Annotated in this window: 12 protein-coding genes and 1 tRNA gene; 7 read left to right on the top strand and 6 right to left on the bottom strand. The window is 40.9% G+C overall.

From position 1 onward, the window contains the following. Positions 1-103 precede the first annotated feature (103 nt). From HII16_RS03235 to HII16_RS03225, 3 genes are all read left to right on the top strand, one after another. Complete coding sequence (locus HII16_RS03235) at positions 104-319, top strand: DUF1414 domain-containing protein (protein WP_169127447.1); 216 nt, start codon at positions 104-106, stop codon at positions 317-319. A 26-nt stretch (positions 320-345) separates the two neighbouring features. Then, positions 346-2,031 carry a DUF3413 domain-containing protein gene (locus tag HII16_RS03230; protein WP_169127445.1) on the top strand — a complete coding sequence of 562 codons (1,686 nt, stop codon included), beginning with the start codon at positions 346-348 and terminating at the stop codon, positions 2,029-2,031. A 109-nt stretch (positions 2,032-2,140) separates the two neighbouring features. Beyond that, a tRNA-Pro gene (locus HII16_RS03225) sits at positions 2,141-2,217 on the top strand. Between the two features lie 156 nt (positions 2,218-2,373). Here the strand turns inward: HII16_RS03225 and HII16_RS03220 are convergent. Then, the gene (locus HII16_RS03220) at positions 2,374-3,399 is read right to left on the bottom strand and encodes an AraC family transcriptional regulator (RefSeq protein WP_169127443.1); all 1,026 of its coding nucleotides are present in this window, start codon (positions 3,397-3,399) and stop codon (positions 2,374-2,376) included. Positions 3,400-3,609: 210 nt separating this feature from the next. Between HII16_RS03220 and HII16_RS03215 the strand changes: the two genes are divergently transcribed. From HII16_RS03215 to HII16_RS03205, 3 genes are all read left to right on the top strand, one after another. Next, positions 3,610-4,116 (top strand): magnesium transporter, encoded by a 507-nt coding sequence (locus HII16_RS03215; protein ID WP_169127441.1) that lies wholly within the window; start codon positions 3,610-3,612, stop codon positions 4,114-4,116. Between the two features lie 11 nt (positions 4,117-4,127). Continuing rightward, on the top strand, positions 4,128-5,117 hold the full coding sequence (locus HII16_RS03210) for an efflux RND transporter periplasmic adaptor subunit (RefSeq protein ID WP_169127439.1): 990 nt from the start codon (positions 4,128-4,130) through the stop codon (positions 5,115-5,117). 327 nt (positions 5,118-5,444) lie between these two features. Then, the gene (locus tag HII16_RS03205) at positions 5,445-6,002 is read left to right on the top strand and encodes an NAD/FAD-utilizing enzyme (RefSeq protein ID WP_169127437.1); all 558 of its coding nucleotides are present in this window, start codon (positions 5,445-5,447) and stop codon (positions 6,000-6,002) included. Positions 6,003-6,116: 114 nt separating this feature from the next. Here HII16_RS03205 and HII16_RS03200 read toward each other — a convergent pair whose 3' ends face one another. The 3 genes from HII16_RS03200 to HII16_RS03190 all read right to left on the bottom strand — a co-directional run bounded on the left by HII16_RS03200 (position 6,117) and on the right by HII16_RS03190 (position 7,775). Beyond that, entirely contained in the window at positions 6,117-6,395 is a 279-nt protein-coding gene (locus HII16_RS03200; protein ID WP_169127435.1) for a hypothetical protein, read from the bottom strand. A gap of 54 nt (positions 6,396-6,449) precedes the next feature. Next, positions 6,450-6,659: a zinc ribbon domain-containing protein gene (locus HII16_RS03195; RefSeq protein WP_169127433.1), complete on the bottom strand. Its 210-nt coding sequence runs from the start codon at positions 6,657-6,659 to the stop codon at positions 6,450-6,452. A 114-nt stretch (positions 6,660-6,773) separates the two neighbouring features. Next, positions 6,774-7,775: an alpha/beta hydrolase-fold protein gene (locus tag HII16_RS03190; protein ID WP_211183381.1), complete on the bottom strand. Its 1,002-nt coding sequence runs from the start codon at positions 7,773-7,775 to the stop codon at positions 6,774-6,776. A 405-nt stretch (positions 7,776-8,180) separates the two neighbouring features. Between HII16_RS03190 and HII16_RS03185 the strand changes: the two genes are divergently transcribed. Beyond that, the gene (locus HII16_RS03185; protein ID WP_169127431.1) at positions 8,181-8,591 is read left to right on the top strand and encodes a type II toxin-antitoxin system HicB family antitoxin; all 411 of its coding nucleotides are present in this window, start codon (positions 8,181-8,183) and stop codon (positions 8,589-8,591) included. A gap of 115 nt (positions 8,592-8,706) precedes the next feature. On the opposite strand, the gene HII16_RS03180 is transcribed toward HII16_RS03185, so the two are convergent. After that, the gene (locus HII16_RS03180) at positions 8,707-9,966 is read right to left on the bottom strand and encodes an OmpP1/FadL family transporter (RefSeq protein WP_169127429.1); all 1,260 of its coding nucleotides are present in this window, start codon (positions 9,964-9,966) and stop codon (positions 8,707-8,709) included. A 111-nt stretch (positions 9,967-10,077) separates the two neighbouring features. Continuing rightward, entirely contained in the window at positions 10,078-13,188 is a 3,111-nt protein-coding gene (locus HII16_RS03175) for an efflux RND transporter permease subunit (RefSeq protein ID WP_169127427.1), read from the bottom strand. Positions 13,189-13,190: the final 2 nt, after the last annotated feature.

Raw genomic sequence — 13,190 nt, 5'->3', positions numbered from 1 at the left:
TAAAAACTAATTCATTTTTAGCTAATTTGGCCAAAGTGAAGTATTGGCAATTTACGCTGCTAAACTTTGCCTTAACGCCAAATAACAGGATTCTTTTAAAATAATGCCTATTGTATCGAAATATTCTAATGAACGTGTAGAAAAAATTGTTCAAAATCTCATTGATGTTCTTGTTGAAGAAGAAGCGTCTACCGATTTAGCACTTATGTGCCTAGGCAATGCCTTATCAACCATTATCAACAATCAAGTTCCTGAACAGCAACGCCTCGCTATCGCGAAAAACTTCAGCAAAGCGCTGGAACAATCGACCAAGCAGTAAAATAACAAAAATCGGCAATCAATTATATGGTTAACAAACAAAAACCCCCATACAGTAAGCGATTATTGCACCTAATTAGCTGGGCGCATTGGTTTACGTTTTTTAATATTGCTGCAGCCATCTTGATTGCCTTTATTTTTCTTGATGCCGAAGGAGTTCCTGAAACCGGGTTAAGTAAGCTTTATATGATCACCAATTGGGTCAGTCATATGGCGTTCTTAACCTTTATCACCTTTGTACTTACGGTTTTTCCGCTGACCTTATTGTATCCTGTCACGCGATTTATTCGCGGCGCAGCCTCGGTTATTTTTACCATTGTATTAACCTTGCTATTACTCGATGGCTTTACCTATCAACAGTTAGGCTATCACCTTAACTTTTCATCAAGCTCGCAGATCATTGAATTGGTGAAAGACCGATTTACTGAAAAGACCTTATCGTTTAGTGGTATCGCCATCTCAGCGTTTGTGGCGATATTAGCGTTTGAATTGATTATGAGTAACTATGCATGGAAGCATTTACGTGAACTGCAGCAAAGGCGTTATCCAAAGGTGATTATCAGCGTCTTATTAGCGTGTTTTGTCACCAGCCATGTTATCCATATATATGCGGATGCTAAACTCGATTATAACGTGTTGCGCCAAGATAATATGCTGCCATTGTCGTATCCGTCGACGGCGAAAACTTTATTGACTAAATACGGACTGTTTAATCGCGGTGATTACGTGCAACGTAAAAATAGCCCATTTAAGTTGGCTAATGGTGCACCAAGCTACCCAATACTTGAGGGGCAATGTAAGGCTCTGCAACCCAAGGATTACTCGGTATTCCTGATATTAAACGACTCAAATTTATCAAACAGACAAATCAATCAGTTCGATGAACTGTCTGCATTACGCGGTGCGCGCCTACTTAATCATGTCGATAACGCCAACCAGCACGACGCTTGGTTTAATATGTTATTTAGCCTGCCAACCTTATATTTAAATGACATGCAAAAACAAGATGCAACGCCAATGCTGATGCAACAATTGCAGGCCAGTGATATTTCATCTTCGTTAACGTTAATAAATGACTCAAATGAACCCAACACCATACCGCAATGGTTGCGTGACAAGTTTGATAACACAGAGGAGCACAGCGATATTTCTGGGTTTGTGTTTGCCGAAAAATTAAATGGCCTCGATAAGGGCCTGCATGTGTTTTACTTTCAAGAAACCAGTGATTATCAATATGAGTTGTTTGTGAATGCGCTGTTGTTAGCGCAAAAACAAAAACAGCAAAAAGACGTTATTTGGATCACTTCATTGGGTAACCAAAAAGAAACGCAAGTGGTCTCAGCTAAACCGTCGTTGCTGATCTGGCCAAGAATGTCCGCTGACACGATCACCGGTTTAACTGCCAATATGGATATACCAACAACGTTACTGCGCTACTGGTTTCAATGTCGTACACCGTATAAGCAATACGGCAATGGCACCAACGTCTTTCGTGTTCGAGATGATCGTGTGTTTGCTAATACCGTCGATGACGGCTTATTGGTCGTTAAGAAAGACAAAAACATCATTGTCGATCAACAAGGAAACTTTGAAAGTTATTCGACAACCCTAGATACCATCATCAGTGAAGACAGTGATTTTCCGATGTTGATCGATGGCGTAAACCAATTAAACCTGTTTAGTGAAATGAACAAGGTCGAACCGCAACAGTAACCTAATTAGTATAATTATTAAGCTGTTAACCGCTAGCTCATTAAAAATCGGTTGCAAAACCGTTTGGTTTGATTAACATTGAATTGGTTAGTTCGCTAACGATAGAGTTCGGGGTATAGCGCAGTCTGGTAGCGCGTGCGTCTGGGGGACGTGAGGTCACAAGTTCGAATCTTGTTATCCCGACCAAATTATTAAAGCCTGGTGAATACACCGGGCTTTTTTATGTTTAGTTTTTACCTTGAACGCTGAGCCTTAAACTCGAAACTCCAAACCTAAGCCTAACCCTATAATACATTGCGGATAAGCTACTTATTTTAGATACATTGATTGAGAGACATGGTTTTAGCGCTCGCTGACAAAACGCTGTTGATATTGTTTTGGCGTCATGCCCTTCATGCTTTTAAACATATTGGTAAAACTGACTTGATTTTCATAGCCTAAACGATGACGGACTTGTTCTATGTCTACGCCTTTTTGCAGCATGGTGATGGCTTCGTTTGCCAAAACAAGCGAACGTAATTGGCTAAATGAAACTTGCTTCTGACGCAAAAAACGGCTCAGTTGTTGATCTGACCAGCCCCATTTTTGCGCAACATCGACCAATCTAGGTAAGCGATAGTGACGTTGGTAAGCTATGGTCGAAATAATGCCTTGCACCTTATTGAGTGGGTCTGGCATATTAAAATACCTATCTAAGTCGTCGACTCCCATCTGGTAGTTGCTATAACTGTCCTCGAAGGCAACCGATGACTTTGAAAATGCCATCGCTCGGTCAAACCACATTTCGGTTCTGGGTTGATGCCATTGGATATCACACTGAAATAAATCTCTGTATTGCTTCTGGTCGCGTTCATGACAATAGCCCGATAAACAGAGTTTGTTTGGGGTAAAGCTTTCGCCAAAAAAATATCTAAGTATATTAAGCATGCCAATGGCAGCGCGCACCGATTCATATTGAATAACGTCAATGGCGACGCCTTTGATGTGAATACGCCAACCGATTTGGTCTTTAACAATCACTACTTGCGATTGTGCATTGGATTGAATAAGTTTGAGCATATTGGCCAGGCGCATAATGCTCATTGACACGTCTTGACCACTGAGTAGCCAATTTTTTAAATGACCAAGTGGAATGACGTTGTATTTTTGTGCCAACATCAGCATCGGGTCTTGTTTGTCCGCTTTTTTACAGGCAGCAAGTTGACGATAGAAGTGCTCAATGTCGGGCAAAGGCACCAACTTATGTGGTTTGCTGATCACATCATAAGGTATATCAAAGTAAGACTTTTTAAGGTCAAACTCCAAAATAGCCATTTCATAGAGTTTTTTAATTAAAACACTTCGATAAAAATAACATAGATTTTTCATTGTTATAAGCCGCGCCAATGTCCTTACCCTATCAATAATGTTAGTTAATCCGTCATTATTTGCTATCAAATGACGGATCAAATAGCAATTTCATGAGAACACTCTCGTTTTTTTTACACTAGCGACGAAAACTAAAATTTAAACGCATCATTTCAGACAGTAGAAAACCTAGAGTTAAAACAGTTTTGTTTTTAATGAGAGAGTAAGTAAATGAAACTACTGAAAAAAATAGCATCTGTTATTTTTATTATCGGTAAGGTATTGGTAAAATTTCTGATGTTTATCGCCGTTATGCTCGTTGGAGCCTATTTTCTTGCGCCTTTAGGCAAGATTAATTCCAAAGACATCGATATGTCGTTGTTTAGCAATACGCCGAATGATGCAATGATGATGTTTTTCCAACATGAAATGTTCAGCGGTTATTTATTTGCCGTTACCATCGCCTTTATATTATTTGTTGCCTATCTGTTCTGGCAGATTCATGAAGTCGCGGTTCATAAAGCACAAGAGCAAAAAAGCACGCAAATTCAATTAGTCTTTGCACTATCGCTATGTGGCTTGTTTTTACACAAAGCCTGGTGGGTAGTGGCGATTATTATTGCCTTTGCAAATTGGAGTCACATTACTGATTCAATCGCTCGCATTATCCGTAATGGTCTTTCCGATTTCAGCGCTGCTCGTCGCAGTGAAGACGTTAAAGCAACGGCAAATAATTAAGGAGCACGGCAATGAAAGAAATAATGATCCCTTATGTTTTATTGATGTGGATATTGATATCGACAGGTGCCATTAAATGGACCTTACGCAACGCATTTTGGATAGTCTCCGTTGGTGCATTTATATTAGCGCTATTGTTTTATATGTCGCGTTTATGGGCGCCCGTTGATATGACCAACTCAAGTACCATCAAAGCGCCCCACTCTGTGGTATCACCGTTAATTGGTGAGCAGATTAACGAAATTCACGTTGACCATAACCAGATAGTTAAAAAAGGTGATGTCATTTACACCTTAGTTGATACTGAAAGTGAGTCCGAAGTTGCCGCAATTGAAGCGGAGATTGTTAAACAGCAAGAATCTGTTAAACAAATGACTCGGGATATACAACGTTCTGAAGAACAACCAGAGATCTTTAATCAGCGAGCTATTGAAAAAGCTAAGTCGGACAAGCGTATCGCACTGGCACAATTAGAATCGTTGCAAGCCGATCTTGATAAAGCTTCATTTGAACAGGAGCTAAAAACGGTCAAAGCACCGTTTGATGGACAAGTCGCCATCGTCAATATCGCCAATGGTTCACGTATCGGTAATATGAAGCTGTATGATATTTCTCGCAAATTCATGGAAATCCGTGTCCCTGACCAAACATTTCGCTATGTTAAAAAAGGTCAATTTGCTGAGTTTTATGTTGATGCTTACCCAGGTGAAGTATTTAGAGCCCGCGTGCATAGCTTTAATGCCGGTACTGGTGAAGCTGCAGTTTCACCAATTAATCAACAGCAAAGTGTAAAACAGCATGTTGGTAAAAATAGCACCGCGCATGGTCGTACTGTGGTTCTTGAGATTTTCGAGCCTGAAGGAAAAACAATCCCTATTGGTGCTACCGGTAGTGCTTGGATTTGTGCGACAAAGCCGCACCCATTTTTTGGCTTTATCGATGTGATTGGCGCCGCTACGGTTCGACTACATTCGTATAAGTCGTATTTAAACACCTTGTAGTGGTTATCTATACCAAAGTAATACCGGTTTAGGTCGCTTGCAACACTAACACGCTAAGATCCGCTTAATATTTGATTAAGCGGATTTTATTTTTTCACTGCCCTATGTTTTTTGTATCGTTTGGTTTTCTGCATCCTCCCCTTCTGTTGCCTAATGTTATTGCTATGCTAGCTCATGTCAGCAAGTTAACCGTCGAGGGCACGTTCTTATAAGCCATACAACAAAGTGCTATAATTGAACTATTGTAATCGCAGCTTCGTATAGATACCCATATTCATGGCAATAACCATGCTTAGAATACGGATTCAGTGTTTCACGGGAGGCTTTATGATCCGCCATTACTTTTCAACCACAAACCTTAAAGAGCTCAAAGACGTTGAAAGCGATCTTATTGAGCACGGCTTTAGTTTGCCGCAAGTCCATGTCTTAACTGAGGACGATGCCGCAGTGCAACGTTATCAACTAAACGAAGTCGAGTCGGTATTAAAGAAAGACGTTGTTCACTCTACCGAGATTGGCGCATTAGTCGGTGCGATAGGTGCACTATTAGTGCTAACAGCAGCTTATCTAATGGGCTGGAATGAGTCTGCTGCAGGCTGGTTACCATTTGTTTTTCTTGCCATAGTAGTACTAGGTTTTTGTACCTGGGAAGGTGGATTCATTGGTATCCAAATACCTAATAAACGATTTGAGCGTTTTAAAGGTTTATTGCGTCAGGGTAAACACATCTTGATGATTGATGCTAATGAGCAACAACAATCGGCTCTGCAAGACGTTGTAACCATGCATCCGGCGTTAGTTACCGAAGGTGTTGGCGACGGCAGCTCACAATGGTTTGTTAAAAGTCAGAAAGGCTATCAAGACTTTATGAAAATGATGCCGTAATAGGCATCATTTTCACCTATCATCAGGGACGTTATGTATGGCCATTGTGGTTAAAGGCCCGTCGTTGTTGCCTTGTAATTTTGATGCTAGCTCATAGCTTTTACGTCTTAAGCCTTAACTGCAGACAATAGCGCGCTCGCCAAAATGGATAACGTTATTTATTGCCACATACGACGCCGAAATGATGGCGCTCGCTGGCATAGTGATAACCGATATCATCTCATCTTGCCACTCATAAAAACTTGTATCGCCCTCGGTGATATTAACCACTTTTAATACTTTTAACTCCGACGACACAGCACAATAGTATACGGCGGATTTATCTGTTTCTGGCAAGACCACGCACGCCGAGGTGATAGATGTCATCAAAGCGACGATCAGGCTTTTCATCATTATCTTTACCTTCTTTATACCGTCATCGAGTATCGTTGTTAGCGAGTCAGGTGGTTAGCCAGTGAAAAAGTCAAATACGTTGCCAACCGTTGACGCACTGCCTTTATAAAATTCAGTGTAGCGACAGTTTTCGCAACTAACCGCAAAGTAACGTTTGTTTTGTACGTCAAATATTCGAGACCAAAAGCCTCCGGATACACGCATCTCACCTGTTTCAAAATCCTTATGACCACATTTTGGGCAATGCCATTTATCATGTCGCATTAACTTTCCTTACTCATTTATTGGTAAATCGTTGTTTAAATTATTATTTTGCCAACTTCAATAGACAAAGTTTAGTACACTTTCGTGTAGTGGGCTCTATATAGTAAATTTTGTTTAGCGAACTTCTCTTAAAAATAGAAACTGCATGGGTATATCTAATCGCTTTGCCCAAGACCGTTCGCTGTGTTCTTCGCCAGGAAAATACTTACTAATCCATAGCGTATTATCATACTGGCTAAAAATATCATCTACGCGCTTTTGTAATGGCGGGTACATCGCATCCAGTGTTTGATCGCCATAATCAAAGTAAATACGGTTGCCAGATAAATTGGCTAAACCTTTGCTCATGTATTGATTAAAGGCGTCTGGGATCGGATTATTGTCGCGAATAAACACCCCAGGCCAATGAGTTGATAGACAGGCTGCTGCACCAAATACATGTGGATATTCAAACATCGCGTACATCGATATCAAACCACCCATACTCGACCCCATAATGGCGGTACTTTGCTTGTCGGTTAACACTGAAAACTGTGAGTCAATATAGGGTTTTAATTCCTCTACTAAAAACTTTAAATAGTTATCAGATGCTACGGGGTTCTCGAATACTTTTTGTTCACTATTGCGGCGCTGTTTATATGCAAACTGTTGTTGCTGTTTCGTTAAACTTAAAAAAGGCTTTTCTGGGAAATAATCGCTGTGACGACGGTCATCGCCTCCATTATCAATCGCGACTACTATAAACGGTTTAGTTTTATGATTGCCTATTAGTGACGATGCGACTTCATCGACCTGCCATTCTTGTTTATTCCACGTAACAGATGAATCGAATAACATTTGACCATCATGCATATATAAAACAGCGTATTTTGATTTTGTAGAATAGCCATCGGGTAACCATACTTGAATACGACGACTCGTAACAAATTCAGACGGAAACTTGGTTATTGTTTTCAATTGTCCAGAAGCTACGGACTCAACGGAGTCGGTAAATTCAATATTTATTTTATCAATATCTGCCGTTTCTGTTATTTGGCTTTTATCTGTTTGTGCGTTTGCATACAGTGAAGCAACCATCATCATTAACGTCACCATAGTTAAGTTAACAGGATTCATATACCCTTCAAGCGTAAGAAATGTTTTGTCCCTCATAATATTAAATAGCCTAGTGAATTCACAACTTTAATTTTTGGCACTCACTCTGCAGCCATCCAATAACCCCACTATGTAACAGAGCAAGATCCGCTGTGGATAACACAGTAGATAAGCCGTTATCAATACAGATAAAAACCAACAACCATCTACTCTAAATCAAAATCTCTATCTTGTTGACAAGTTCCCAGTATGTGATTAATCACCAACCAAGCCACAAGGGTTATTGGGGTTGTCTAACGTTAAGGCTTGAGAGTTACCAGAGTTACACTTAAAAACATAGCAAGGGTTATAGGGGTTATCTTGATTTATCCTGTCAGAGTTGTTAGAGTTATTGATAATTCCCCTAAAATAAGAGTTATACAGCTGATGCGCTTCCCTATTGTTTTGTTATTTAACCCTGAGAAAAACGACTATAAAGTAGTCGTCGCTGACATGCCTGGCTGTGAATGTAGAGCGTCAACAATGGATGAAGCATTAGATAAAGTGATCAGTGTTATTGAGTCACATTTATCGATCTTGGCTGAATATAATGAAGATATTCCAGTTGCTTCGTTGTTTGAATCACACGTAAGTAAAATGGAATTTAGAGGCGGCGTTTGGGCGGTTGTTGATATTGATGTAGCCCCCTATTTAGGAAAAAGCCACAAAATAAACGTTACCTTACCTGAGTTGTTGATCAAAAAAATTGATGATACCGTATCAACCGAAGCAACTTATCATACCCGTTCTGGATTTTTAGCAACCGCGGCAATGAACGAACTAGGCAAGCTTAAATAAAGTCAAATCGAAGCAACCTTACGATGCGTTATCTGCTATATGCTCATTAAAGTTTTAACGAATAATAAAAAGCTCGCTTTAAAAGCGAGCTTTTTACATATTAAACGACGTTACATTAAAACGTTTTAGCGTAACTTAACGCTAAGAAAGTCATACTAATATCTTCATAATCTGCGTGAAATTGACCTGATACTGGGCCACGATTGCGCTCAATCTCAAAGTCGCCAAACCACAACACTTCTGCTGAAAGCTTTAAGGTCGATGATTCGCTCAAGGTTTTGACACCACCAAAACCAAAGCGATAGCTTTCCGTCATCGGTAAGTCAGGGGTTCGGTATTTTGTATCCACCATTGAACTGTGATAGCCAATGCCTGAATTAAGCATCCACTGACCGTTTAATTGGTATTGCACGCCAATAGATGCACCATGGGTATCATTGAAGTTTTTATCGATATCGACATTAATATTGTCTTCGGTGTCGACAAATAATCCAAGTTGTCCAAATTCAGACCACTCTTGCCATGTCGCATTGGCTAATATATTCCATCGTTCATCTATTTGATGGAACAGGCTAATCGATACCCCTTGTGGTAGGGTAAATTCAAAATCATATGAGATATCATTTAGGCCATTTTGTTCCAATATATTGGTTAATATTGGTCCAGCATCTTTTAAATCAGTAACGTCCTTCATGTTTAATTCAGCTTCGCTCAAGTATTGTAAGCCTATGCGAGTACGTTCACTAAATTCGTATAATACACCTAAGCTAAATTGAATTGAGGTATCCTCGTCCTTTAACTCCAACTCAGCATCGCCGATATTCGGTGTAATATTTTTCACTGCAACGGTTTGTTCAAATATTGTATAGCCAAGTATAACGCCAAAACCCACCGACCAATTATCGTTTACCTTATAACCAACCGACGGTTGAATGCCCACCGTTTGCAAAATACTTTTAGTATTATAATAGCGGCCTATCCAGTCATCGTCATATTCTAGACCCAATCCAAAATAACCTGCCATAGATAAACCAAACGACCATTTATCATCGATCGGACGAACATAGAAAAAACTGGCAGAGGGTAACCAAACATCGGCATTAGTTGTCGTACCTTCTGTCATATTATTTGAGTTTGCGCTAAAGCCCTGGCTAATGTAAATCGGCAAAACTGCCGCTTCATATTGGGCTGTATCAAGACGTGTCATACCTGCGGGATTGTTAAACGCAGTCGTCGCGTCGTTTGCTCTTGCCGCCCAACCCGCTCCGGCTAGCGCTACATCAGTCGCATTTAGCTCGGTTAGATATAAACCTGTAGCGCTTGCATTAAAGGAAAACATCGCCGTCAATAATGCGCTTGTTGTTAGCTTTTGCATTCTAATTTCCTCTTAGACCTGAACACAGACCATGTTCTGACATCCATTTTATCTGTAATTTTATTGTGCGTTTAATTGCTATTAAATGAGCCACATAGCTTAAATAGTATACTAATCTGGCGTCTTTACCTTATACAGAGTCACATAAAGTACAGGAACCAGCAGCATAGTTATGGCGGTACCAGCGGTTAAACCGGACATAATACACATCGCCATTGATACCCAAAATGCGTCTTGAAGTAATGGGATCACGCCAAGCACTGTGGTCAATGCCGCGAGTAATACCGGTCTAAGCCTCGACACAGCGGCCATGACCACGGCGTCATAGGATTCCATACCCTCTGCGATATTTAGATTAATTTCATCGAGTAAAACGATGGAGTTCTTTATCATCATACCAACCAAACTCATCGCACCCAATAATGCCATAAAGCCAAATGCCGTTCCTGTTGGCCAGAAAAGCGCAGTAATGCCGATAAGCGAAAAGGGTATCGCCAGAAACATAATAATCGGCGGTCTATAAGCATTAAACAGCGCAACAATGATCAATAAAATAATGACTAACGTCGGTGCCATACCGGGTATTAGTGACATCTGTGCATCGAAGGTGCTTTTGTATTCGCCATCCCATTCAAACTGGTAACCCGGTGGTAAGGTAATTTGATTAATATCGTCAATAACCTCTGCCCGTAATGCTTGGAATGTTTCTCCATCTGGTTGTGCCTGAATAGCTACTTGTCGACGTCGATTCCAACGCGATACAATTGGATCTTCCCATTTTAATTCAATCCTTTCAGTGACTTCTGAAATAGGAATAGACTTTAATGACAATGTTGGTTTGACTTGTATTACATCCAAAGAGCCAGCGGCTCGCGACCGCTCTTCGTTAATATTACGAGCAATAATTGGGTAGGTATCTGTGCCTTTTCGGTAGATACCAATTGGCATACCATCATAAGCGCGTGACGTTGCAGAAGCGATATTAGCGCGAGTAACTGCTGCCCAACGCGCTCTGTCTTGAGAATAAGCAATCTCTATTTTTTGCACTCGTTGGCGCATGTCTGTGCGAACGTGTTTGCTATGAGGATTATTGTGTAAAATGTCAGTGACCTGCCCCGCTAATTCTCTTAACACGGTAAGGTCTGCGTCAACGGGACCCGTTATACGTAATTCAAATGGCCATGTATCTCCGGGACCTACGGTATATTTACGTACCCGTGTAAGAATATCGGGGAATTGTTCTTCTAACCAAGGTTCCATTTCGTCAACAAGGGGATTTACTTCGGTAAAACTTGGTGTATTGACGATAATTTGTGCGTAAGATTGATACGGAAATTCAGGATCAACGGGTAAGTAAAAACGTGGACCACCGGAGCCAATAAACGTACCTATGTCCGCTGTCCGATCATCGTCTAACAGTTTAGCTTCTATGCGTTTTAGATTCTCTGACACACTTTCTATTGGTGTACCTTCAGGCGCCCAGTAATCAACAATAAACTGTGCACGAGTCGAGTCTGGAAAAAACTGTTGCGGTATTTTACCAAAACCAAACACTGAAACCGCTAACATGGCTATCAGTGCAATGAAGGTGAACATTCGATATTTAATTAAACCAACAAGTATCGCTTTAAAACGGGTAAAGAAACCACTGCCGTAAGGATCGTCTCGCTGATTCTCTGGCGCTTTTAATATCCTTATACATTGCAAAGGCGTAATGGTCACTGAAATAAGCCAACTTAACATCAACGAGATCGCTACCACCAAAAACAGGGTTTGAGCGTATTCCCCGGCATCTGTTTTAGCACTAAACACTGGATAGAATGCCATTGACGCAATGATGGTCGCACCTAGTAATGGCATTGCTGGAATGGTTGCGCTTTCTATTGCCGCTTTTTTCGCAGGCATTCCTTTGCTGAGCCGCACCGACACACCATCGGCTACAACAATAGAGTTATCAACCATCATGCCGAGCGCAACAACCAATGCCCCCAAAGACACTCGGTGCAGTTCAATATTCATGATCAACATGACAATAAAGGTACCGAGAATCGTCAGTACTAACCCTGCACCGATAACTATCCCCATACGCCAGCCCATTGCAATAGTAAGCACAACTAGCACGATTAGCACTGCTTCAGCGAGGTTAACCGCAAACGCATTGATGGATTCTTTAACTAAATCTGATTGCCATTGAAATTTGGTTACATTAATACCAGCTGGAAATTCTGCGACAAGTTCATCAATCTTGTCATTAAGTGCCTTACCTGTGTTGATGATGTTGCTTTCAACATCATTAGCTAATGAGATCGCCAATGCCGGTTCACCGTTAAAACGCATTAACGTGAATGCCGGCTCCAAGTATCCGAGTCGTATATTGGCAATGTCACCAAGACGAATCATCTCTGTATCAGTAACTCGATTAAAGCCGCGATCTTCACTTAAATCTCTTGCTACATTGACGCCAACATCCAAAAATGAGCGGCGAATTAACACGTCACCAATATCTTGATAAGAATCAAATTCGCCTTTGACTTCGATACGTATACGGCGTTCAGGTAAATTTACCGCGCCGGCGTTAACGACAAAATTTTGGTTTGCCAAGGTGGCTAGAATAGCTTCTTCAGTAATGCCTAATCCTGCAATTTGCGCCTCTGAGATATCTACATAGATAACTTTAGGCTGCACCCCCCAAAGCTCTGCTCGAGACACTTCTCGCAATAAACCCAACTCTTTCTTTAAAACGTCGGCGTAGTCTTCGAGCTCTTCATAACTATACCCATCGCCAGTAATCGATAGCACGAAACCATAGACAAAGCTAAAATCATCCATTATTTCTGAAGGCATAGAGTTTGCTGGTAACTGCCCTTTTACATCGCGGATCTTTTTGCGCATCTCATCCCATACTTGTGGCAAACGATCTGCCCAGTAGGTTTGTTTCATATCGACCTTGATAATAGACATGCCAGCTTTTGATAAAGAGTAAATGTTGTCAAGCTGGGGCATTTCCTGTAGAGCTTTTTCTATGATATTGGTGACTTCTTGCTCAACCTCTATCGGATTGGCGCCAGGGTATAGTGTCATGATAACTGCGGTTTTTACGGTAAAATTTGGATCTTCTAGGCGGCCTAGGTTTTGATACGCAAAGATACCGCCAATTAACAGCAGCATGGAAAAAAACGTAGTGAGCTTTTTGCGCTCGATTGCAAATGCAGTGATATTCATAA

Origin of the sequence: Thalassotalea sp. Y01, assembly GCF_012932945.1 — a bacterium.
In the GTDB taxonomy this organism is placed as follows: domain Bacteria; phylum Pseudomonadota; class Gammaproteobacteria; order Enterobacterales; family Alteromonadaceae; genus Thalassotalea_A.
This window is presented reverse-complemented; position numbering and strand designations above follow the sequence as displayed.